The sequence below is a fragment of the Streptomyces sp. NBC_01171 genome (assembly GCF_045039805.1).
Classification (GTDB): Bacteria; Actinomycetota; Actinomycetes; order Streptomycetales; family Streptomycetaceae; genus Streptomyces.
This window is the reverse complement of the sequence record NZ_CP108609.1, coordinates 4903299-4926610: the sequence shown is the minus strand read 5'-3', so window position 1 is coordinate 4926610 and position 23312 is coordinate 4903299. Positions and strand designations below refer to the sequence as shown.

The 23312-nt window shown below is 71.3% G+C and carries 18 protein-coding genes; 7 read left to right on the top strand and 11 right to left on the bottom strand.

What is annotated here, in order from left to right; genetic code table 11:
- Positions 1-2: 2 nt before the first annotated feature.
- The 4 genes from OG448_RS22675 to OG448_RS22660 form a co-directional block, all read right to left on the bottom strand.
- A complete protein-coding gene (locus OG448_RS22675) occupies positions 3-680 on the bottom strand; it encodes an AAA family ATPase (RefSeq protein WP_405556396.1) in 678 nt (225 codons plus the stop codon).
- Between the two features lie 34 nt (positions 681-714).
- A complete protein-coding gene (locus OG448_RS22670; RefSeq protein WP_399567239.1) occupies positions 715-1536 on the bottom strand; it encodes an ABC transporter permease in 822 nt (273 codons plus the stop codon).
- 76 nt (positions 1537-1612) lie between these two features.
- Entirely contained in the window at positions 1613-2626 is a 1014-nt protein-coding gene (locus tag OG448_RS22665; RefSeq protein ID WP_405556394.1) for an ABC transporter ATP-binding protein, read from the bottom strand.
- Positions 2627-2705: 79 nt separating this feature from the next.
- On the bottom strand, positions 2706-3923 hold the full coding sequence (locus OG448_RS22660; protein ID WP_405556392.1) for an NYN domain-containing protein: 1218 nt from the start codon (positions 3921-3923) through the stop codon (positions 2706-2708).
- Between the two features lie 225 nt (positions 3924-4148).
- Here OG448_RS22660 and OG448_RS22655 point away from each other — a divergent pair, with 225 nt between their 5' ends.
- Positions 4149-4322 carry a hypothetical protein gene (locus OG448_RS22655; protein ID WP_405556390.1) on the top strand — a complete coding sequence of 58 codons (174 nt, stop codon included), beginning with the start codon at positions 4149-4151 and terminating at the stop codon, positions 4320-4322.
- Positions 4323-4457: 135 nt separating this feature from the next.
- Here OG448_RS22655 and dnaE read toward each other — a convergent pair whose 3' ends face one another.
- On the bottom strand, positions 4458-7997 hold the full coding sequence (gene dnaE, locus OG448_RS22650) for a DNA polymerase III subunit alpha (RefSeq protein ID WP_405556388.1): 3540 nt from the start codon (positions 7995-7997) through the stop codon (positions 4458-4460).
- A gap of 209 nt (positions 7998-8206) precedes the next feature.
- Between dnaE and OG448_RS22645 the strand changes: the two genes are divergently transcribed.
- From OG448_RS22645 to OG448_RS22630, 4 genes are all read left to right on the top strand, one after another.
- Complete coding sequence (locus OG448_RS22645; RefSeq protein ID WP_405556386.1) at positions 8207-9535, top strand: DUF2252 domain-containing protein; 1329 nt, start codon at positions 8207-8209, stop codon at positions 9533-9535.
- Positions 9536-9593: 58 nt separating this feature from the next.
- Positions 9594-10283 (top strand): hypothetical protein, encoded by a 690-nt coding sequence (locus OG448_RS22640; protein WP_405556384.1) that lies wholly within the window; start codon positions 9594-9596, stop codon positions 10281-10283.
- Positions 10284-10375: 92 nt separating this feature from the next.
- A complete protein-coding gene (locus OG448_RS22635; RefSeq protein ID WP_405556382.1) occupies positions 10376-11200 on the top strand; it encodes a thioredoxin domain-containing protein in 825 nt (274 codons plus the stop codon).
- Positions 11201-11292: 92 nt separating this feature from the next.
- Positions 11293-12963, top strand: a complete 1671-nt coding sequence (locus OG448_RS22630) for an alkaline phosphatase D family protein (protein ID WP_405556380.1) — start codon at positions 11293-11295, stop codon at positions 12961-12963.
- 14 nt (positions 12964-12977) lie between these two features.
- On the opposite strand, the gene OG448_RS22625 is transcribed toward OG448_RS22630, so the two are convergent.
- Positions 12978-13547, bottom strand: a complete 570-nt coding sequence (locus tag OG448_RS22625) for a dienelactone hydrolase family protein (RefSeq protein ID WP_405556379.1) — start codon at positions 13545-13547, stop codon at positions 12978-12980.
- A 113-nt stretch (positions 13548-13660) separates the two neighbouring features.
- Between OG448_RS22625 and OG448_RS22620 the strand changes: the two genes are divergently transcribed.
- Entirely contained in the window at positions 13661-14767 is a 1107-nt protein-coding gene (locus tag OG448_RS22620) for a mechanosensitive ion channel family protein (RefSeq protein ID WP_405556377.1), read from the top strand.
- Positions 14768-14782: 15 nt separating this feature from the next.
- Here the strand turns inward: OG448_RS22620 and OG448_RS22615 are convergent, their stop codons facing one another.
- From OG448_RS22615 to OG448_RS22595, 5 genes are all read right to left on the bottom strand, one after another.
- Positions 14783-16369 carry a Na+/H+ antiporter gene (locus tag OG448_RS22615; RefSeq protein WP_405556375.1) on the bottom strand — a complete coding sequence of 529 codons (1587 nt, stop codon included), beginning with the start codon at positions 16367-16369 and terminating at the stop codon, positions 14783-14785.
- Between the two features lie 96 nt (positions 16370-16465).
- Complete coding sequence (locus OG448_RS22610; RefSeq protein ID WP_405556373.1) at positions 16466-16942, bottom strand: GNAT family N-acetyltransferase; 477 nt, start codon at positions 16940-16942, stop codon at positions 16466-16468.
- Complete coding sequence (locus tag OG448_RS22605) at positions 16939-17883, bottom strand: RluA family pseudouridine synthase (protein ID WP_405556371.1); 945 nt, start codon at positions 17881-17883, stop codon at positions 16939-16941. The genes OG448_RS22610 and OG448_RS22605 overlap by 4 nt, the downstream gene beginning before the upstream one ends.
- A gap of 67 nt (positions 17884-17950) precedes the next feature.
- A complete protein-coding gene (lspA, locus tag OG448_RS22600) occupies positions 17951-18523 on the bottom strand; it encodes a signal peptidase II (RefSeq protein WP_030810106.1) in 573 nt (190 codons plus the stop codon).
- Between the two features lie 79 nt (positions 18524-18602).
- Positions 18603-19589, bottom strand: coding sequence for a TraR/DksA family transcriptional regulator (locus tag OG448_RS22595; protein WP_405556369.1), 987 nt, complete (start codon positions 19587-19589; stop codon positions 18603-18605).
- A gap of 551 nt (positions 19590-20140) precedes the next feature.
- On the opposite strand from OG448_RS22595, the gene ileS reads away from it, so the two are divergent.
- Positions 20141-23278, top strand: a complete 3138-nt coding sequence (gene ileS, locus OG448_RS22590; RefSeq protein WP_405556367.1) for an isoleucine--tRNA ligase — start codon at positions 20141-20143, stop codon at positions 23276-23278.
- Positions 23279-23312 lie beyond the last annotated feature (34 nt).

Sequence of the window (23312 nt, the reverse complement as noted above, 5' to 3'; positions counted from 1 at the left end):
CTTCAGGCGGGCGGCGTCCCGTACGGGCCCTGCGGCTCGTGACCGTAGGGGCCCTGCTCGTACGGGTCGGGGTCGCGGGGGCCGAAGAGGGCCGTCAGGCCCAGATGGACCAGGAGCGCGCCCAGCGGCCAGGCCAGCAGGGCGCCCTTGGCACCGAGCCGGAGCGGGGCCGGGAAGGTGACGCCCGCGCCGACCGCCTTGGCGTGCGCGATGACGTCGGAGGTCGGGCCCAGCCAGACCCCGAGCCGCCAGGCCAGCAGCGAGGCGAGCAGCCCGCCGACGCCGAGGCCCACCACCAGCGGCACACCTCCGCGCCGCCGCAGCAGGAACACCAGGACCGCGCTGATCAGGCCGAACGCCAGGCCCAACAGGGCGAAGGTGCCGTCCACCCCGGCCGCCTGCTCGCCTTCGGTGTCCTTGAGGTAGACCACCCAGCTCCGGTCGGTCTCCTCGCCCACGAGCGGCACGTGCGGGGCCAGCCACCACCACAGCAGTCCCAGCAGCACCCCGGAGAGCGCCACCGCCACGGCCACCACGACGGCTTCGCGTACTTCGGTCTTCATACCGGGGCCGTCCTGTCCGTACGGGTCCGCGACCGGTGTCCCGCCCGAGCGGCCCCCTCCGTGCTGATGCGCGAAGTCGTCGTGCGGCGGCGGTGGCGGAGTCAGCGGTGCGGTCACCCTGACATCGTGCCAGGTCGCGTCGCGCGCCGCGTCACCGGACGGCGGCCCTGCGGTACGCACGGGTCGCCACGGCCAGCGAGATCACCCCGACGCCCGCGCACACCCCCAGGTCAGCGAGGACCACCGCCCAGTCGGGGTCCGGGCCGAAGGTGCGCGCGTACGCCTCCACCCCGTAGGTCGAGGGCAGCAGGTCGCGGGCGAAGCGCACGACGCCGGGCATCCGGTCGGCGGGCAGCACGCCGAGCAGCAGCGCCGCCGACATGCCGAGCTGGCCGAGCAGCGTGGCCAGCTCGGGGCGCGGGGCGAGCAGCCCGCAGGCGGCGCCGAGCCCGGACAGCGCGGCCCCGGCCAGCGGGATCACCGCCAGCAGCACCCACAGGTTGGACAGCGGAAGCCCGAACAGCGCGCAGCCCACGATCGCGGTGACCAGCGTCCCCGGCACGGTGAACGAGGCGTACGCGGCCGCCGCGCCCAGCACCACGGCGGCGGGCGGCACGGGCAGCGTGGCGTAGTGGTCGAGCCCGCCGCTGGCGCGCAACTGGCCGAAGTACTGCGAGAGCAGGTTCAGCGCCACGTAGGCGACGACCAGCACCGAGGATCCGGCGACCACGGCCTGCGCCTCGGGCCCGCTGTCCACGACGCCCCGCATCATCACGGCGATACCGACCGACTGGAAGGTCGCCACGAACAGCAGCGGGATGCGCGCCACCCGGGCCCGCGACAACTGGGCCCGGTAGACGGCGGCCAGCGACGGCCACAGCCGCACGGGCGGCCCCAGCTCGGCCGCGCGCCGCGCCTGGCCCGGCCCGCTCCTCGCGGCGCCCGGCAGGACCTCGGCGGGTACGACACTCACGACGCGCTGCTCCTCTTCCCGACGGCGGCCGGACAGACGTCCCTCAGGGACCATACGGATGCGACGGGACCCGCGCTCACGCCTTCACCAGCCCCTGCCGGGCCGCCCCGCCGAGGGCGAGGTAGACGTCCTCCAGGCTGGGCGTGGCGAGGGTGAAGTCGTCCAGCGCGGCGAAGGCGGCCCCGCCGGTGACGGTGGCGACGGCGGCCCGCGCCTCCTCGGGGGCGAGCCGGAGCGTCCAGCGGCGCCCGGACTCCACGGCCCGCTCGCGCAAGCCGGCGACCTCGGGCACGTCCAGCGGCGCCCGCTCCCGCCAGACCAGCTCGACCCGGACCTCGCCGGAGACCCGCTCCTTGAGCCCGGCCGGGGTGTCGCAGGCGATCACCCGGCCTTCGTCGAGCACGGCGACCCGGTCGAGGACGGTCTCGGCCTCGATGACGTTGTGGGTGACCAGCAGCACGGTCGCGCCGTGCTCGGCGCGGCGCCGGTCGACGGCGGCCCAGACGGCACGCCGGGCCACCGGGTCCATGCCGGTGGTCGGCTCGTCCAGCACCAGCAGCGGGCGCGCGCCGACGAGGGCGGCGGCGAGGCAGGCGAGCCGCCGCTGGCCGCCGGACAGCTTCTTCAGCGGGCGCCCGGCGAGCGGGGCGAGGCCCAGCTCGTCCAGTACGGCATCGCGTTCGGCGCGGGCGGCGCGCACCTCCAGGCCGCGCAGCCGACCGGTGGTCTCGGCGGCGAGCGCGACGGTCAGCTCGTCCAGCGCGGAGGACTCCTGGCCGAGGTAGGCGAGGATGCGGGCGGCCCGCTCGGGGTGGCGCACGATGTCGTGGCCGAGGATCTCGACGCTGCCGGAGTCGGGGCGCAGCAACCCGGTGAGCTGGCGGACCAGGGTGGACTTGCCGGCGCCGTTCGGGCCGAGCAGCCCGAAGATCTCGCCGTGCCGCACGTCCAGGGTCACCTGGTCGGTGGCCCGCACCTCGGGCGCCCCGGCCGCTCCCCGCCGTCCCTTGACGGGCGGATAGGTCTTGCTGAGCGCGCGCACGCGTACGACGTCGTCGTACCTGAGTGGCTCTCCCGCGCGCGTGGTCACGAGGGACGAGACTACGCGGTGCGGACCCTTTACTCGCCTTTGGGGCACCTCATCTCGGCATCCGCCGGTCAGGGCGCGTTCACTCCCCGGCAGAGGCGTTCTCCGCCGCGGCCGGCACGTCGAACTCCCGCCAGAACCCCGCCCGGATGGCGTAACGGTCGTGCTCGTCGATCTGGTCGTCCTTGTGGGCGAGCAGGCCGAAGCGGGCCGCGTAGCGCAGCAGCTCGCCGTCGATGCGGTGCGGGATGCGGGGGTACATCGCGGACAGCCGCTGGAGGTGGCCCTGGTCGCCGAGCCGGACCATCCAGCGACGGGCGAACACCTGGCCGACCTCGTAGGGGTCGCCGCCGACCGTGGTGATGTCCTCCTCGCGGTCGGCCCAGCGCTGCTCGGCGGTGGTGAGCTGGGCCAGCGTCGGCATGGCGGCGACCTCCGGCGGCTCGACGGCGGTGCCCGGCCGGTCGACCCAGCCCTTGTCGGATGACCAGCGCAGGGTGGCGCTGGCCGGGTGCTGGCCGGGCGGGGCGCCGGGGGTGCGCAGCGCGGCCAGGTCCTTGGGGGTGGGGACGCCCTTGTGGGCGGCGGCCCGGTCCTGGGTGCCGTTCTCCGGGGCGGTGGCGGCCGGGCGGTGGCTGTCGTCCTCGGCGGTGCGCTCCCGGTCGGAGGGCGCGGACTCGGGCAGCGGGGCGGAGAGGATCGCGGCGATCTCGGGACGCGGCGCCGGGGGCGGGGCGCAGACGCCGGTGAGTTCCTTGGCGCGGACGGCCTTGATGATCCAGGCCCGGTCCAGCACGCGCCGTTCGTCGGCCTCGGCGACCAGGTCCTCGGACTGGTTGTAGTCGCCGTCGGCGGCCTGGACGGCCCACAGGTGGACGGCGACGCCGTGCTCCTTGGCGGCCATCATGCCGGGCAGCAGATCGCCGTCGCCGGTGACCAGGACGATGTCGGAGCAGGCGCGGTTGCGGGCCAGCTCGGTCAGCTCGGCGTGCATGGCCGCGTCCACGCCCTTCTGCGCCCAGCGGCCGTCGCTTCTGGTCAGGGCGCCGAGCCGGACGGTCACGCGGGGCATCACGCGGAGTCTGCGGTGCTCCGGCTGGGGGACCCGGTCGGGGGCGCCGTCGAACCAGTAGATACGCAGCAGCGGGCGGCCGGTCTCGGACTCGGCGCGTTCGCGCAGCGCCTGGATGAGCGCGGTGTGGTCGACGATGATGCGGGACCGCGAGGGCTCACCGGCGAGGAGGCTCGCGGCGGCTCCCAGCAGATACCCGGCGTCCACCAGGACGATGCAACGGTCCACGCGACTCACCCTCTTTCCGGGAGGTATTGCTTCGGCGTTCCTTCGAGTCTGCCCGACCGCGCGGGGGTTAACGGCCGGAACTCGATCTTCGGCGTGGCGTTTCGGGAGCCGGTGTCCCCACCAGCCCTGTCACACACGGTAATTATCCGACATGCGCTTGATGTCAGCGTATGTGAATCTAATTTCGGCCCTGGCCCCTAGACCCCCTTCAGGAGGCAGATCCCCATGGCCAAGAACAAGAACCGCAAGCAGACCGGCCCGAAGAACCGCGCTTCCCAGGCCGAGCAGTCCCAGCGCTCGAGCGAGCAGGCCCCCGAGGCGCAGGAGGCCACCGCCCCGATCGCGGGCGGCCAGCCGGACTACACCCGCAAGCAGAACAAGCGTTTCGGCCACAACTGAGTGTCGCCCAAGGGCATTTGAGCCCCTGAGTACACGACACTGCGCACACGGCAGTGGGCATACGAAAAGGGGCGCACCTCCGCGGGGTGCGCCCCTTTTGCTCTGCGTATCGCCCTGCTCCGCGCGCCGCCGGGCTCAGCCGGCCAGGCAGGACGGGCCGAGCAGGACCTTCAGGTCGCCGTAGAGCGCGGGGTCGGGCTTGACCCGGTGCCGGTCCAGGCGGAGCACGGTCGTCTTGTGCGGGCCCTGGAGCTTGATGCGGACCTCGCTGTCGCCCTTGTGGTGGGTGAGGATCTCGCCGAGGCGGCTGATCATCGGCGGGGTGACCCGGACCGCCGGGATGGTGAGCACCACGGGGGCGTTGGTGCCCGCGTTGGACAGGTCGGGGACCTGGAGCTCCATGGCGACCAGCCGGGGCACGTCCTCCCGCTTGTCGAGCCGGCCCTTGACGAACACCACGGCGTCCTCGACCAGTTGGGTCGAGACGAGCTGGTAGGTCGCCGGGAAGAACATGCACTCGATGGAGCCCGCGAGGTCCTCCACGGTGGCGATGGCCCAGGCGTTGCCCTGCTTGGTCATCTTGCGCTGGAGGCCGGAGATGATGCCGCCGATGGTCACCACCGCGCCGTCGGAGTGCTCGCCGCCGGTCAACTGGGAGATGCCCGCGTCGGCCTTGTCGGAGAGCACGTGCTCCAGGCCGAAGAGCGGGTGGTCGGAGACGTAGAGACCGAGCATCTCCCGCTCCTGGGCGAGAAGATAGGTCTTCTCCCACTCCTCGTCGGTGAACTGGACGTCGAGTCCGAAGCCGGGCTCGTCCCCGCCCTCGTCGCCCATGCCGCCGAAGAGGTCGAACTGTCCCTCGGCCTCCTTGCGCTTGACCGCGACCACGTTGTCGATCATCGGCTCGTACTGCGCGGTGAGGCCCTTGCGGGTGTGGTTCATCGAGTCGAAGGCGCCGGCCTTGATCAGCGACTCGGTGGTGCGCTTGTTGCAGGCGACCGCCTCGACCTTGTCGAGGTAGTCCGGGAAGGAGAGGTACTTCCCCTTGGTCTTGCGGCCCCGGATGATCGCCTCGACCACGTTGGTGCCGACGTTGCGCACGGCGGAGAGGCCGAAGAGGATCACGTCGTCGCCCTGGGCGGCGAAGTTGGACTCCGACTCGTTGACGTTCGGCGGGAGCACCTTGATGCCCATGCGGCGGCACTCGTTGAGGTAGACCGCCGACTTGTCCTTGTCGTCCTTGACCGAGGTCAGCAGTCCGGCCATGTACTCGGCCGGGTAGTTGGCCTTGAGATAGGCGGTCCAGTAGGACACCAGGCCGTACGCGGCGGAGTGCGCCTTGTTGAACGCGTATCCGGCGAACGGCACCAGCACGTCCCACAGCGCCTGGATGGCCTCGTCGCTGAAGCCCTTGTCGCGGGCGCCCTTCTGGAACAGGACGAAATTCTTCGCCAGTTCCTCGGGCTTCTTCTTGCCCATCACACGGCGGAGGATGTCGGCCTCGCCGAGCGAGTAGCCCGCGACGATCTGGGCGGCCTTCTGCACCTGCTCCTGGTACACGATCAGGCCATGCGTGACGTCCAGGACCTCCCGGAGCGGCTCCTCCAGCTCCGGGTGGATCGGCGTGATCTCCTGCTGCCCGTTCTTGCGCAGGGCGTAGTTGGTGTGGGAGTTCATGCCCATCGGGCCCGGCCGGTACAGGGCCGAGACGGCGGAGATGTCTTCGAAGTTGTCCGGCTTCATCAGGCGCAGCAGGGAGCGCATGGGGCCGCCGTCGAACTGGAAGACGCCCAGGGTGTCGCCGCGCTGGAGCAGTTCGAAGGTCTTGGGGTCGTCGAGCGGGAGGCTCAGGAGATCGATGTCGATCCCCTTGTTGGCCTTCACCATCTTGACGGCGTCGTCCATGATCGTGAGGTTGCGCAGGCCCAGGAAGTCCATCTTCAGCAGGCCGAGCGACTCACAGCTCGGGTAGTCCCACTGGGTGATGGTCACGCCGTCGGTGTGCCTCACCCACACCGGGACGTGCTCGGTGATGGTCTCGCTGGACATGATCACGCCGGCGGCGTGCACACCCATCTGCCGGACCAGGCCCTCCACACCGCGCGCGGTGTCGATGACCTTCTTCACGTCCGGTTCGTTCTCGTACATCGACCGGACCTCGCCCGCCTCCGAGTAACGGGGGTGCTCGGGGTTGGTGATGCCGTCGATGTTGATGCCCTTGCCGAGGACGTCGGCGGGCATGGCCTTGGTGATCCGGTCGCCCATCGCGTACGGGTAGCCCAGCACGCGCGCGGAGTCCTTGATCGCGTTCTTGGCCTTGATGGTGCCGTAGGTGCCGATCATGGCGACCTTGTCGGCGCCGTACTTCTCGGTCACGTACCGGATCACCTCGACGCGCCTGCGCTCGTCGAAGTCGATATCGACATCGGGCATCGAGATGCGCTCGGGGTTGAGGAACCGCTCGAAGATCAGGCCGTGCGGGATCGGGTCGAGGTCGGTGATGCCCATGGCGTAGGCGACGATCGAACCGGCCGCGGAGCCTCGGCCGGGGCCGACCGCGATGCCGTTGTTCTTGGCCCACATGATGAAGTCGGCGACCACGAGGAAGTAGCCGGGGAAGCCCATCGAGATGATGACGTCCATCTCGTACTCGGCCTGCTTCTGCCGGTCGTCGGGGATGCCGTCGGGGAAGCGGCGCTCCATGCCCCGGCGGACCTCCTCCTTGAACCAGGTGACCTCGGTGTAGCCCTCGGGGATGTCGAACTTGGGCATGAGGTTCTTGGCCTCGAACATGCCCGTGGTGTCGACCATCTCGGCCACCAGGAGGGTGTTGGCGCAGCCCTCCTGCCAGGCGTCGGAGGAGTCGATGGCGTACATCTCGTCCGTGGACTTCAGGTAGTAGCCGGTGCCGTCGAACTTGAAGCGGCCGGGCTCGGAGAGGTTCTTGCCGGTCTGGATGCACAGCAGGGCGTCGTGGGCGGCGGCCTCGTGCGCGTACGTGTAGTGCGAGTCGTTGGTGACCAGCGGGGGGATGCCGAGCTTCTTGCCGATCTCCAGCAGGCCGTCGCGGACCCGGTGCTCGATGTCGATGCCGTGGTCCATCAGCTCCAGGAAGTACCGGTCCTTGCCGAAGATGTCCTGGTAGTCGGAGGCGGCCTTGAGGGCCTCGTCGAACTGGCCGAGCCGCAGCCGCGTCTGCACCTCGCCGGAGGGGCAGCCGGTGGAGGCGACGATGCCCTCGGACCACTTGGAGATGGTCTCCTTGTCCATCCGGGGCCACTTCTGCAGCCAGCCCTCGGCGTACGCGTCGGAGGACAGCCGGAAGATGTTGTGCAGGCCGGTCTTGTTCACCGCCCACATCGTCTTGTGGGTGTAACCGCCGGAGCCGGAGACGTCGTCCCGCTTCTGGTGCGGCTGGCCCCACTGGATCTTCCGCTTGTTGCGCCGGGACTCGGGGGCGACATACGCCTCGATCCCGATGATCGGGGTGATCCCGGCCTTCTTCGCGGAGTGGAAGAAGTCGTACGCCCCGTGCAGGTTGCCGTGGTCGGACATGGCGATGTGCGTCATGCCCATCTCGTTGCAGGCGTTGAACATGTCCTTGAGCCGCGCGGCACCGTCCAGCAGCGAGTACTGGGTGTGGACGTGCAGGTGCGTGAAGGGCGGCTTCGACACGGTTTCGGCCTCCGGATGAACAAGAAGGGGACAGCGAGGAAGTCTATGCCCCGGTACTGACACCGCCGGGCCCGGTCCGCGTACCTTCAGGTGGGAACCGGGCACTCCGGCGCGGCGTCGCCCGTTGTGGACGGGGGGCGCGGCGCCACGGCTCCCCCCGTGTTCCCCGCTCAGCCCACGCACGATCCCGCACCAGGAGGCACCCCGCGATGTCGGTTTCCCAGCTCAGCGACGAGCAGCGCGGCGAGGAGATCCTCGCCGTCTTCGACACCGCCTTCGGCCTGCTGCTGGCCGCGGACCCGGCCGCGTTCCGGGTGAAGTTCCGCAAGATGGCCGCGAGCGCCTTCGCCTTCTACCGGGGCACGGCCAGCCTCTTCTACCACGACCTGGACGCGGAGAAGCGGGGCGGCCCGTACCTGGACGAGCGCACCTCGCGGGTGTGGGTGCACGGTGACCTGCACGCCGAGAACTTCGGCACCTACATGGACTCCAACGGCCGCCTGGTCTTCAACGTCAACGACTTCGACGAGGCGTACGTCGGCCCCTTCACCTGGGACCTCAAGCGCTTCGCCGCCTCCATCGCGCTGATCGGGTACGCGAAGGCGCTCAGCGACGAGCAGATCACCGAGCTGGTGACGGTCTACGCGGTCGCCTACCGCGAGCGCATCCGCGCCCTGGCCACCGGCGCCAAGGACGACGAGGTGCCGCCCTTCACCCTGGACACCGCCCAGGGCCCGCTGCTGGACGCGCTGCGCGACGCCCGCTCACTGACCCGGTTCGGACTGCTGGAGTCGATGACGGAGATCCGCGACTTCGAGCGCCGGTTCGCGCCGGGCGGCGGCTCGGTCGAGCTGGACGCGGCCACCCGGTACAAGGTGCTGGCCGCCTTCGACGGCTACCTGGAGACGCTCCCGGAGACCTCGCTGGCCCGCCCGGAGTCGTACCGGGTCAAGGACGTCGTGGGCCGGCGGGGCATCGGTATCGGCTCGGCCGGGCTGCCCTCGTACAACATCCTGCTGGAGGGGGCGACGGACGCGCTGGAGAACGATGTGGTGATCTACATCAAGCAGGCGCAGACCCCGGCCGTCTCCCGGCACATCACGGACCCGGCGATCGCCGGCTACTTCCAGCACGAGGGCCACCGCACGGTGATCTCCCAGCGCGCCCTGCAGGCGCACGCCGACCCGTGGCTGGGCTGGACCGAGCTGGACGGCGCGGGCCAGTTGGTCGCCGAGATCTCGCCGTACGCGGTCGACCTGGACTGGGGCGACATCGACGACCCGGAGGAGATCGCGGCCGTCGTCGCCGACCTGGGCCGGGCCACCGCCACCATGCACGCGGCGGCGGACGCGACCACCTCGGGCGAGTCCCTGGTGCCGTTCTCCACCGAGCGGGCCATCGACGCGGCGCTCGCGGCCGACGAGGAGGGCTTCGCGCCCCTGCTGGTGGACTTCGCGCACACCTATGGCGCCCGGGCCCGCGCCGACCACCAGACGTTCCTGGACCTGTTCCGCAACGGCCGGATTCCCGGCCTGTAGCGGCCGCACCCCCTTTACGGGTGTCTCACAGCGGTCCGTGACACACTCTCCTCTCGCTATGGACATATCCGGGACCCAGCTCAGAGCCGTGCGCGCGGCGCTGTTCACGGCCTTCACCGTGACGCTCAGCACCGCGTCGCACGTGCTGCTGTCCCGGTCCCCGCTGCCGGTGACGACCGTCCTCGCGGTCGCCGCCGGGGTGTTCACCGCCGCGTACGCGCTGGCGGGCCGCGAGCGCGGCTTCGGCCCGATCGCGGCCCTGCTGGTCCCGCTGGAGCTGGCCGCCGACACCGTGTTCACCACCGGCCAGCACGCCTGCTACGGCCGGGCCGGCGGCCCGGTCACCGGTCCGCTGCACGCGGTGGGTCTGGACCTGCTGTGCCGGGGCGGCGCCGTGGGCGGCCCGCTGGCCCATGTCTCCGGCGACCCGGACCGCGCGGGCGCGCTGCTCGCGCACACCGACCCGGCCGCCTCCTGGCTGCTGCTCGCCGCGCACCTCGGGGTGGGGCTGCTGGCCGCCGCCTGGCTGCGCCGGGGCGAGCGGGCCCTGGCGGAGCTGGTACGGGCGGTCGCCGCGACCACGTTCCGGCCGCTGCTGCTGGCGGTGGCCGCCGGTGCGGCGCGACCCGCCCCGGCCGGCCGCATGCCCCGCCCGGCGCCGCGTCCGGCCGCCGCGCGGGCCCTGCTCCTCGCGCACTCCCTGGGACGGCGCGGACCGCCGTGCTCCCTCGCGCTCGCCCACCCCTGAGCGACACCGGGCACGACCCCGTTCCCCACACATATCCCGCGCACACGTACCTCGCGTACGGCATGTGCGCGCCCCCTATGGAGATCACCAACATGAGCAAGCGGAACACCCAGGCGGCGAAGACGGCGGCGCGTGAGCGGCTGCGCGAGGAGCGCGAGCGCCAGGCCAAGCGGGACAAGGTGAAGCGGCAGGCGATCGTCGGCCTGTCGGTGGTGGCGGTGCTCGCCGCCGCGGGCGGCATAGGTTACGCGGTCGTCCAGAACAACAAGCCGAGCGGCTGGGAGGCGGCCGAGAAGGCGACCCTGGTCAAGCCCGCCCACACCACGGGCAAGGACGGCACGACGGTCGTCATCGGCAAGGACACCGCGAAGAAGACCCTCACGATGTACGAGGACCCGCGCTGCCCGGTCTGCGCCCAGTTCGAGCAGGCGTCCGGCGCCACGGTGGACAAGGACGTCGCGGACGGCAAGTACAAGATCCAGTACGTCGGCGCGACCTTCATCGACAACAACATCCCGGGCGAGGGTTCCAAGAACGCGCTCAGCGCGCTCGGCGCGGCCCTGAACGTCGGCCCGGAGGCGTTCCTCAAGTACAAGTCGGCGCTGTACTCGGCGAAGTACCACCCCGACGAGCAGGAGGACAAGTTCAAGAGCGACGACTACCTGATCAAGGTGGCGGACACCGTGCCCGCGCTCAAGGGCAACGCGGCCTTCCAGAAGGCCGTGAAGGACGGCACCTACGACAAGTGGGCGCTGGTGATGAGCGACAAGTTCAACACGGACGGCAAGAAGTACGACTTCCAGGGCACGCCGACACTGCTGATGGACGGCAAGAAGGTCACCGGCTCCGACGGCCAGAACGCGCCCATGACGCAGGGCGAGTACGTCACCGCGATCACCAAGGCCCTCAAGGGCTGAGCCCCGTCCCCTGACGGGTACCGCGTGAAGAGCGGGCGAACTTTCGGGGTTCGCCCGCTCCTCGGGCATACCGATCAGTAACCTGATCGGCCGTGACCAGACCCCACAGATCCCTCGAGGCCGTACCGGCCCGCAACACCCTTGCGCCCAGCCGCCGTACGGTCGTCAAGGCCGCGGCGGCCGGCGCCGTCCTGGCCGGGCCGCTCGCCGCCGCGCTCCCGGCCCGCGCCGCCACCGCGGCCCCCGTCTTCCGGCACGGCGTCGCCTCCGGCGACCCGCTGCCCGACGGCGTCCTGCTCTGGACCCGGGTGACCCCCGTGCCCGAGGCGCTGCCCGGCTCCGGGGTAGGCCCGGACACCGAGGTCGGCTGGGTCGTGGCCCGCGACAAGGCGTTCACCGACGTCGTCGCCACCGGCTCCACCACGGCCACGGCGGCCACCGACCACACGGTGAAGGCCGACATCCGGGGCCTTCAGCCGGGCACCGACTACTGGTTCCGCTTCACCAGCGGCGGCACCGAGTCCCCCGTGGCCCGCACCCGCACCGCGCCCGCGGCCGACGCGGTCGTCCCCTCCTTGCGCTTCGGGGTGGTCTCCTGCGCCAACTGGGAGGCGGGCTACTTCAGCCCCTACCGCCACCTCGCGGCCCGCGGCGACCTGGACGCCTGGCTGCACCTGGGCGACTACATCTACGAGTACGGCACCGGCGAGTACGGCACCCGGGGCACCGTGGTGCGCCCGCACTCCCCCGCGCACGAGATCCTCACCCTGGCCGACTACCGCGTCCGGCACGCCACTTACAAGACCGACCCCGACCTCCAGGCGCTGCACCTGGCCGCGCCGGTCGTCGCCATCTGGGACGACCACGAGTTCGCGGACAACGCCTGGTCGGGCGGCGCGACCAACCACACCGAGGGCGCCGAGGGCGCGTGGGCGGCCCGTCAGGCGGCCGCGAAGCAGGCGTACTTCGAGTGGATGCCGGTCCGCCCGGCCGTCGCGGGCACCACCTACCGCAGGCTGCGCTTCGGCAAGCTGGCCGACCTGTCCCTGCTGGACCTGCGCTCGTTCCGCTCCCAGCAGGCGGCGACCGCCTCCGGCTCGGTCGACGACCCGGACCGCACGCTCACCGGTCGGGCCCAACTGGACTGGCTCAAGGCCGGGTTGAAGGCGTCGGACACCAAGTGGCGACTGGTCGGCAACTCGGTGATGATCTCGCCGTTCGCGGTGGGCGCGCTCTCCGCCGATCTGCTCCGGCCGCTGGCGAAGCTGCTCGGGCTGCCGCAGGAGGGCATCGCCGTCAACACCGACCAGTGGGACGGCTACACCGACGACCGGCGCGAACTCCTGGCCCACCTCAACGCCAACGCCATCGGCAACACCGTCTTCCTCACCGGTGACATCCACATGGCGTGGGCCAACGACGTGCCCTACGACGCGGGCACCTACCCGCTGTCGGCGTCGGCGGCCACCGAGTTCGTGGTCACCTCACTCACCTCGGACAACCTCGACGACATCGTGAAGGTCCCCGAGGGCACCGTCTCCGCCGTCGCCGCGCCGGTCATCCAGGCCGCCAACCGGCACGTCCACTGGGTCGACACCGACCGCCACGGCTACGGCGTGCTCGACATCACCGCCGAGCGCGCGCAGATGGACTACTACGTGGTCTCCGACCGCACGAACCCCAACGCGACCTCGGCGTGGGCGCGTTCGTACCGCACCCGCAGCGGCACCCAGAAGGTCGAGCGGAGCTACACGCCGGTGTAGCCGCTCGAGACTCGCTAGAGGCTCTCGAGGAAGCCGAGCGCCACCCGCCAGGTGGCCTCGGCGGCCTCGGCGTCGTAGTCGGGCAGGTCGCGGTCCATGTAGAGGTGGCCGGCGCCGGGGTAGCGGTAGACCTCCACGTCCGCGCCGGTGCGGCCCATCTGGAGGTACCAGGCGCTCAGCCAGTCGTCCGTCTCGAACTGGTCCGGCTCGGCCACGTGCAACTGCACCGGCAGCTCGTCCGCGAAGGCGTTCGGCGCGATGTCCGAGGTGCCCTGGAGGAGCAGCAGCCCGCGCGCCTTGTCGTCGCCGAGCGCCAGGGTCTGCGCGATGGAGGCGCCGAGCGAGAACCCCGAGTAGACGAGCCCGCGCTCGGAGTAGGGCGCGACGGCCAGCACCGCCCGCTTGAGCAGTTCCTCCTTGCCGACGGACTGCTGGTACTCCATGCCTTCCTCGACCGAGTCGAAGGTGCGGCCCTCGAAGAGGTCCGGCGTCCACACCTCGTGCCCGGCCGCGCGCAGCCGGTCCGCCGCGTCGCGCACCGCGGGGGTGAGCCCGTAGGCCGAGTGAAAGAGCATGATGTTCATGCCCCCATGGTGCCAGCCGCACCAGGTCAGGGCGCTACCGGCGCGGCCCGTCTACCCAGCCTGGCGCCGAACACACAGGTTCATGCCGCCGCCACGCGGTTACGTTCCCCCTCATGGAGAACGTCATCCGGCCCCTGGCCGTGGCCGGCGGTGCCGTCGGGCTCACCGTGCTGCTCGGCTGGGCCACCGACCTGCTGCTGCGCAAGGCCGACGAACGGCACGGCGAGACCCCGCTGTGGGACCTGCTGCGCCGTTGCCGCATCCCGTACCAGCTCGTCCTGCTCACCGCCCTGCTCAGAGGCTCCTACGCGCAGGTGCCGCTGCTGCGCGACCACCAGGTCGGCATCGGTCAGACCCTGACCCTGGTGCTGATCGGCTCGACCGCCTGGCTCGTCATCGGTATCGCGGGCGCCGTGGTGGAGACCTCGTACAGCCGCTACGCGCGCATGCACCGGGACGCCGCGCGGGTGCGCCGGGTGCGCACCCAGGTCACGCTGATCATGCGGGTGGTGTCGGCGACGGTCGGGGTGGTCGCGGTGGCGGCGATGCTGCTGACGTTCCCGGAGATGCGCGCGGCCGGTGCCTCGCTGCTGGCCTCGGCCGGCATCCTCGGCATCGTGGCCGGTGTCGCGGCCCAGTCGACGCTGGCCAACCTGTTCGCCGGGCTGCAGATCGCCTTCGGCGACATGGTGCGCATCGGCGACACCGTGGTGGTGGACGGCGAGTGGGGCACCGTCGAGGAGATCACCCTGACCTTCCTGACGGTACGGACCTGGGACGAGCGCCGGATCACCATGCCGGTCTCGTACTTCACCTCGCGCCCGTTCGAGAACTGGTCGCGCGGCACCCCGCAGATGACCGGCACCGTCTTCTGGTACCTCGACCACAGCGCGCCGGTGGAGGCGATGCGGGAGAAGCTCCGCGACATCCTGCGCCACTGCGCCGCCTGGGACGGCCGTGCCTACGGCCTTGTGGTGACCGACACGACCCCGAACACCATCGAGGTGCGCGCCCTGGTGACCGCGAAGGACGCGGACGACATCTGGACGGTCCGGGTCACGGTCCGCGAACAGCTCATCGCGTGGCTCTCCGCCGAGCACCCCTACGCGCTCCCCCGCGTCAACACCTCCGACGCGGTCAAGGCCCCCTACCAGATCCCCTCCCCGGACCGGGCCACCCTGCGCAAGGCGTACGACTTCCCGCGCACCGGCCGGGTCTAGGGAACCGGGGGCGGCTCAGCGCAGGCTGCGTACGTCGAGATGGCGCAGCACCCGGTCCACGATCTCCGGGTCCGCCCCCGGCTCGCTGCGCGCCGCGAGCACCTCGTGGCGGGCGGCGCTCATCATCTCCGACTGGATCTGCCGCACCCGCTTCAGGCGCCGGGCCCGCTTCTGGTGGGCCTCCCGGCGCTCCTCCTCGCCCATGTCGGGGCTGATGCGGATGCCGATGTCGAAGGCGCGCCGGAGCATCTGCTCGGACAGTTCCTCGGGGAGGTCCTCGACCTGCTCGATCTCCCGGAGCTTGCGCCGGGCGGCCTTGGTCGCACGGACGGCGAGTTCCTTCTCGAAGTCCTTCTCCCGCTCGGAGTCGGCCCGCACCCCGAGCTTGCGCACCAGCGAGGGCAGGGTGAGCCCCTGGAGCACCAGGGTGGCGATGATCACCCCGAAGGCGATGAAGATGATGATGTCCCGGTCCGGGAAGGGCCGGCCGTCCTCGGTGGTGAGCGGGACGGCGAGGGCCAGCGCCACGGAGGCCACCCCGCGCATCCCGGACCACCACATCACCACGGTCTCGCGCCAGCCGACCGGGATCTCCTCGTCGATGTCCCGCCGGGCGTGCAGCCGTTTGGTCAGCCAGGTCGCCGGCAGCAGCCAGAGGAGGCGGACCAGGATGACCACGGCCGCGACCGCCGCCGCCCAGCCCAGCAGCTCGCCCCAGCGGCCGGAGGCGGTGCGGATGGCGTTGTGCAGTTCGAGGCCGATCAGCCCGAAGGCGACGCCGGTGACGAGGGTGTCGATGATGTCCCAGAAGGTGTGCCCGGCCAGCCGGGTCATCACGTCGTCGGCGTCGGTGGCGTACTCGGAGAGGAACAGGGCGGTGGTGAGCACCGCGAGCACGCCCGAGCCGTGCAGCTCCTCGGCGAGCACGTAGGAGGCGTACGGCACCAGCAGGGAGAGGCCGATCTGGAGGGTGGCGTCGCCCAGCAGGGACATCAGCTTGTTGGCGCCCCAGCCGAGCGCGAGGCCGATGACGACGGCGACGACCGCGGAGAGCACCAGGTCGAGCCCGGCCTCCCAGGGCGAGAACTCACCGCTGATCGCGGCGGCGATGGCCACGTGGTAGAGCACGATCGCGGTGACGTCGTTGAACAGCCCCTCGCCCTCCAGAATGGACACCAGACGGCGCGGCAGGCCCAGTTGCCCGGCGACGGCGGTCGCGGCGACCGGGTCGGGCGGGGCGATCAGCGCGCCCAGTGCGACGGCGGCGGCGACCGGCAGGCCCGGCACTATGGCGTGCGCGACGGCGGCCACGCAGATCGTGGTCACGAAGACCAGGGCGACGGCCAGCAGGAAGATCGGCCGGATGTTCGCCGTGAACTGCCGCCAGGAGGTGCGCCGTACGGCCGCGTAGAGCAGCGGCGGCAGCAGGGCGGGCAGGATCAGGTCGGGCGGGATGTCGACGTTGGGCACGAAGGGCAGCACGGCGAGCACCCCGCCGAACACCGTCATCAGCACCGGCGCGGGCAGATTGAAGTATTCGCCCACGGGCACGCTCACCAGGGCGGCGAGCAGGATCACGAACAACAGGGCCAGCTGATCCACGTAGTGCGCTCCGGAGGGTAAACGATCACCGCAAGCCCCCAGCCTGCCATGCCGGCCGGAAAAGCCCGGTCAACGGCCCGCCCTCGTACGGCAGTCCTACGCGTCCCCGAGCGGGCGGCGCATCGCCCGGTGCGCGATCCCGGCGTCCTGGAACTCGGGGCCGTACGCGGTGTAGCCGAGGCGCTCGTAGAAACCGAGGGCCTGGGTCTGGGCGTGCAGGTCGACGGCGGCGAGGCCGAGGCCGCGGGCCGCGTCCTCGATGGCCCGCACCAGGGCCACGCCGACGCCGAGGCCGCGCGCCCGCCGGGTCACCGCGAGCCGGCCCAGCGAGCCCACCGAGGCGTCTGCGCCGGTCTTGCCCGCGGCCGCCTCGCCGTGCAGCAGCCGGCCGGTGCCGAGCGGTATGCCGTCCGCACCGATGGCCAGCACGTGCAGGGCGGTGGCGTCATAGGCGTCGTACTCGATGTCCTGCGGCACGCCCTGCTCGCCGACGAAGACCTCCTTGCGGACCGCGAAGCACGCCTCGCGGTCGGCGGGGTCCTCGGCGACCCGCACGGTGTACGGCGTGCTCACGCGTACGTCTCCTCGCGGACCCGGTCGAGGGCGCGGCTGAGGTCCTCGGGGTAGTCGCTCTCGAACTCGACCCACTGGCCGTCCGCCGGGTGCTCGAAGCCGAGCCGGACCGCGTGCAGCCACTGCCGCTCCAGCCCCAGCCGCTTGGCGAGCGTGGGGTCGGCGCCGTAGGTGAGGTCGCCGACGCAGGGGTGGCGGTGGGCGGCCATGTGGACGCGGATCTGGTGGGTGCGGCCCGTCTCCAGCTTCACGTCGAGCAGGGAGGCGGAGCGGAACGCCTCGATGAGGTCGTAGTGCGTGACCGAGGGCTTGCCCTCGGCGGTGACGGCCCACTTGTAGTCGTGCTGGGGGTGACGGCCGATGGGGGCGTCGATCGTGCCGCTCGTCGGGTCCGGGTGGCCCTGGACCAGGGTGTGGTAGCGCTTGTCGACCGTGCGCTCCTTGAACTGGCGCTTGAGCGAGGTGTACGCCCGCTCGGACTTGGCGACCACCATCAGCCCGGAGGTGCCCACGTCCAGCCGGTGCACGATGCCCTGGCGCTCGGCGGCGCCGGAGGTCGAGATCCGGTACCCGGCGGCGGCCAGACCGCCGATGACGGTCGTGCCGGTCCAGCCCGGCGAGGGGTGCGCGGCCACGCCGACGGGCTTGACGATGACGACCACGTCGTCGTCGTCGTACACGATCTCCATGCCCTCGACCGGCTCGGCGACGATCTGCACCGGGGCGGGTGCCTGGGGCATCTCCACCTCCAGCCAGGCGCCGCCGTGCACGCGCTCGGACTTGCCGACCACGGCGCCGTCGACCTGGACCTTGCCGGCCGCGGCCAGCTCGGCCGCCTTCGTGCGGGAGAAGCCGAACATCCGGGAGATGGCGGCGTCGACGCGCTCGCCCTCCAGGCCGTCAGGCACGGGCAGGGTTCGGATCTCGGGAAACGTGCTCACCCGTCGAGTATGACGGACGGTCCGGAAGGCACCGACCGAGCCTGTGGAAAACCGGTACGGGGGCCCGTCAGTCCTTGTGGACGGTGCCGTCCGGGTCCAGGCCGCGGAAGGACAGCAGCACGATCAGGATGCCGCCGCACACGATCGCGGAGTCCGCCAGGTTGAACACGGCGAAGCCGCGGGGCGCGATGAAGTCGACGACCTCGCCCTGGAAGACGCCGGGGGCGCGGAAGATCCGGTCGGTGAGGTTGCCGAGGGCGCCGCCGAGCAGCAGGCCGAGCGCGACGGCCCACGGGAAGCTGTAGAGCTTGCGGGACAGCCGGACGATCACCACGATCACGGCGGCCGCGATCACCGTGAAGATGATCGTGAAGGCCGCGCCGAAGCCGAAGGCGGCGCCGGGGTTGCGGATGGCGTGCAGCTCCAGGAGGTCGCCGACCAACTGGATCGGGGCGTGGTGCTCCAGCTTCGCCACCACCAGCAGCTTGCTGCCGAGGTCGAGGGCGTAGGCGAAGGCGGCCACCGCGAAGAGCACGGCGATCCGGCGGCCGCGGCCGGTCCGGGGCGCGGGGGCCGACGCCCGCTCTCCACTGTCCTCCGGAGTGTCCGGCGTACCGATGATGCGCTCCGCCTCTGCCACGTGAGTCCCTCAACCTAGGTGCCTGACTGAGGAGAGAGTACGGCACACCTCCGGCGGCGGCGGAGAGCGGACCCGGAGGTCAGGAGCGGCGTTCCTGCTTCTGCTTGCACTCCACGCACAGGGTGGCCCGCGGGAACGCCTGCATGCGGGCCTTGCCGATGGGGTTGCCGCAGTTCTCGCACAGGCCGTAGGTGCCCGCGTCCAGCCGTTCCAGGGCACGCTCGGTCTGGCTGAGCATTTCGCGCGCGTTGGCGGCGAGGGCCAGCTCGTGCTCGCGGGTGATGTTCTTGCTGCCGGTGTCGGCCTCGTCGTCACCGGCACCGTCCGCCGAGTCGCGCATCATGCCGACCAGGGTCGCCTCCGAGGAGGAGATCTCGGTGCTCAGCCGGTCCGCCTCGGCGGCCAGCTCGGCGCGCGCCTCGGCGACCTCCTCCGGCGTCCAGGGGTCCTCACCGGGACGTACGGCCAGGTCACCGGGTTCCGCGGCGGCCAGGCGCGCGCCCGACAGGGCGCCCCCTTCCGCCGTGGCCGTGCCAGGAGTCTTCTTCGCAACCACCCTCGTGGCTCCCGTCTTCTCGGCCGTGCTCTTCCCGGCCGCCTTCTCGGCGACCGCCTTCTTCGCGGGTGCCTTCCGGGCCGCGGTCTTCTTGGTGGCGGTCTTCTTGGCCACCGCCTTCTTGCCGGCCGTCTTCTTGGCGGCGAGCTTCTTGGCGGGCGTCTTCGTGGCAGCGGTCCTGGTGGCGGTCTTCTTGGTGGCCGGCTTCTTCGCCGCGGTCTTCTCGGCCGCCGTTCTCCCGGCCGTCGTGCCCTGCGGGGTCGCCGCCTCGGCGGCGGTGGCCCTGGCTGCCGTCTTCCCTGGAGTCACCGTCTCGCCGCCCGTCTTCTCACCGGCCGCCCGCCCGGCGGACGCCCTCTTGGCCGTGGTCCTCTTCTTCGCATCGGGCGCGCCCTTCTCACCTGCGGCTTTCTTCTTCTCGGCAGCGCCCTTGTCGGCAGCCTCGTCCGCCTTTTTCGGCCGCCCGCTCCCCCTTCCTGCCGAACCGCCGGAGGTCTTCTTCGCCACCATGGCCGGGACCCCTTCACATATGTGAGATTGCAGGCGAATCGTGCTGGGACGATAAATCGACTTGAGTCCCGCGGCAACGGGGCACGCCGCCCGATTCGCCCGCCCCGCACCCCCCACGCAGCAGACCTGCATCCGTTGTGCCCAGCTCCCAGGCCCGTAACCCGTCACACCGGCCCCCGCCGCCATTCGTGTCACACCACCGGGTGGGAAAAGCGGTCGGCCGCTGTCCGCCCGGCGCCGTACACTGAGCGGAGCGAGAAGCGTGGATGGGGACGAGTAGCGTCGTAACGCAGCCCAGAGCGAGCCGGGGTCGGTGGAAGCCCGGTGGCGAGCGCGATGTGAAGATCACCCCGGAGCCGCCGGAGGAAAGCCCGGTCAGGGCGAGTAGAACCGGCTTCGCGACCCCAATGAGGGGGCTCACCGCCGGAAGGACCCCGGTGGCGGGCCAAGGAGGGTGGTACCGCGGGAGCGCGCCGCACACGGCGTGAACAGGAAGAACGCTCTCGTCCCTCCGACGGAAGGCAGCAAGTTCCGTTGGAGGATGCTCGCAGATGACAGCGCCGACGTACCGCCAGGTGCCCGCCCAGGTCGACCTGCCCGCGCTTGAGCACGCCGTGCTCGACTTCTGGCGCGACCAGAAGATCTTCGCCAAGACCCTGGAGCAGTCCGAGGGCCGCCCCGAGTGGGTGTTCTACGAGGGCCCGCCGACCGCGAACGGCATGCCGGGCGCCCACCACATCGAGGCCCGCGTCTTCAAGGACGTCTTCCCCCGCTTCCGCACCATGCGCGGCTACCACGTCGGCCGCAAGGCGGGCTGGGACTGCCACGGTCTGCCGGTCGAGCTGGCCGTGGAGAAGGAGCTGGGCTTCTCCGGCAAGAAGGACATCGAGGCGTACGGCATCGCCGAGTTCAACGCCAAGTGCCGTGAGTCGGTGACCCGGCACACGGACGCCTTCGCCGAGCTGACGACCCGCATGGGGTACTGGACGGACCTCGAGGACCCGTACCGCACGATGGACCCCGAGTACATCGACTCGGTCTGGTGGTCGCTGAAGCAGATCTTCGACAAGGGCCTGCTGGTCCAGGACCACCGCGTCGCCCCCTGGTGCCCCCGCTGCGGCACCGGCCTGTCCGACCACGAGCTGGCCCAGGGCTACGAGACGGTCGTCGACCCCTCCGTCTACGTCCGCTTCCCGCTCACCTCCGGCCCGCTGGCCGGGGAGGCGTCCCTGCTGGTGTGGACGACGACCCCGTGGACCCTGGTGTCCAACACGGCCGTCGCCGCCCACCCCGACGTCACGTACGTCGTCGCCACGGACGGCGCTGAGAAGGTCGTCGTCGCCGAGCCGCTGGTGGAGAAGGCCCTCGGCGAGGGCTGGGAGACCACCGGCCAGACCTTCACCGGCGCCGACATGGAGCGCTGGACCTATCAGCGCCCCTTCGAGCTGGTGGAGTTCCCCGAGCCCGCGCACTACGTGGTGAACGCGGAGTACGTCACCACCGAGGACGGCACCGGTCTGGTCCACCAGTCCCCCGCCTTCGGTGAGGACGACCTCAAGGTCTGCCGCGCCTACGGCCTGCCCGTGGTCAACCCGGTCCGCCCCGACGGCACCTTCGAGGAGGACCTCCCGCTGGTCGGCGGCGTCTTCTTCAAGAAGGCCGACGAGCAGCTCACCGAGGACCTGCGCGAGCGCGGCCTGCTCTTCCGCCACCTGCCCTACGAGCACAGCTACCCGCACTGCTGGCGCTGCCACACCGCGCTGCTGTACTACGCCCAGCCGTCCTGGTACATCCGCACCACCGCCGTCAAGGACCGGATGCTCGCGGAGAACGAGGGCACCAACTGGTTCCCGGAGACGGTCAAGCACGGCCGCTTCGGCGACTGGCTGAGCAACAACATCGACTGGGCGCTCTCCCGCAACCGCTACTGGGGCACCCCGCTGCCGGTCTGGACCTGCGACAACGACCACCTCACGGTCGTCGGCTCCCGCGCCGAGCTGAGCGAGCTGACCGGCACCGACCAGTCCGGCCTGGACCCGCACCGCCCGTACATCGACGCGGTGACCTTCCCCTGCCCGGAGTGCGGCGACACCGCCACGCGCGTGCCCGAGGTCATCGACGCCTGGTACGACTCGGGTTCGATGCCGTTCGCGCAGTGGGGCTACCCGCACAAGAACAAGGAGCTGTTCGAGAGCCGGTACCCGGCGCAGTTCATCTCCGAGGCCATCGACCAGACCCGCGGCTGGTTCTACACGCTGATGGCCGTCGGCACCCTGGTGTTCGACCAGTCCTCCTACGAGAACGTCGTGTGCCTCGGCCACATCCTCGCCGAGGACGGCCGCAAGATGTCCAAGCACCTGGGCAACACCCTGGAGCCCATCCCGCTCATGGACCAGCACGGCGCCGACGCGGTGCGCTGGTTCATGGCGGCCGGCGGCTCCCCCTGGGCGGCCCGCCGGGTCGGCCACGGCACCATCCAGGAGGTCGTCCGCAAGACGCTCCTCACGTACTGGAACACGGTCGCCTTCCAGGCGCTGTACGCCCGCACCTCCGGCTGGGCGCCGAGCGAGGCGGACCCGGCGCCGGCCGACCGCCCGCTGCTGGACCGCTGGCTGCTGTCCGAACTCCACGCCCTCACCGACCAGGTGACCAAGGCGCTGGAGGCGTACGACACCCAGCGCGCCGGCAAGCTGCTCTCCGCGTTCGTGGACGACCTGTCGAACTGGTACGTGCGCCGCTCGCGCCGCCGGTTCTGGCAGGGCGACAAGGCCGCGCTGCGCACGCTGCACGAGGTGGTCGAGACGGTCACCCAGCTCATGGCGCCGATCACCCCGTTCATCGCCGAGCGGGTCTGGCAGGACCTGATCGTGCCGGTCACCCCGGACGCCCCGGAGTCCGTCCACCTCTCCGCCTGGCCGGAGGCCGACCTGTCGGCGATCGACCCGGAGCTGTCCAAGCGGATGGTCCTGGTCCGGCGGCTGGTGGAACTGGGCCGCGCCACGCGTGCCGAGTCGGGCGTGAAGACGCGTCAGCCGCTGTCCCGTGCGCTGGTCGGCGCGGCCGGCTTCGACACCCTCGGCCCGGAGCTGCGCGCGCAGATCACCGAGGAGCTGAACGTCGAGTCCCTCGCCTCGCTGTCCGAGGTCGGCGGCTCGCTGGTGGACACCACCGCCAAGGCCAACTTCCGCGCGCTGGGCAAGCGGTTCGGCAAGCGGGTGCAGGACGTGGCCAAGGCGGTCGCCGCCGCGGACGCCGCCGCGCTGTCGCTCGCGCTGCGCGAGGGCACGGCCTCGGTGGAGGTCGACGGGGAGACGGTGACGCTCGCCCCGGACGAGGTGATCATCACGGAGACTCCGCGTGAGGGCTGGTCGGTGGCGTCCGACTCCGGTGCGACGGTGGCGCTGGACCTGGAGATCACCGAGGAGCTGCGGCAGGCGGGGCTCGCGCGGGATGCCATCCGGCTGATCCAGGAGGCGCGCAAGAACAGTGGCCTCGACGTGGCGGACCGGATCGCTCTGCGGTGGTCGGCGAGCGACCCTGCGGTCGTGACGGCGCTGGCCGAGCACTCGGGGCTCATCGCGGAGGAGGTTCTCTCCACGGACTTCGCCCAGGGCGAGGCGGATGAGACCTATGGCGACGCGTTCACGGACGAGGGGCTGTCCCTGACGTTCCGTCTGCGCAAGATGTAACGCGCCTGCCTGATCGACGGCGGCTGCCCTGTGG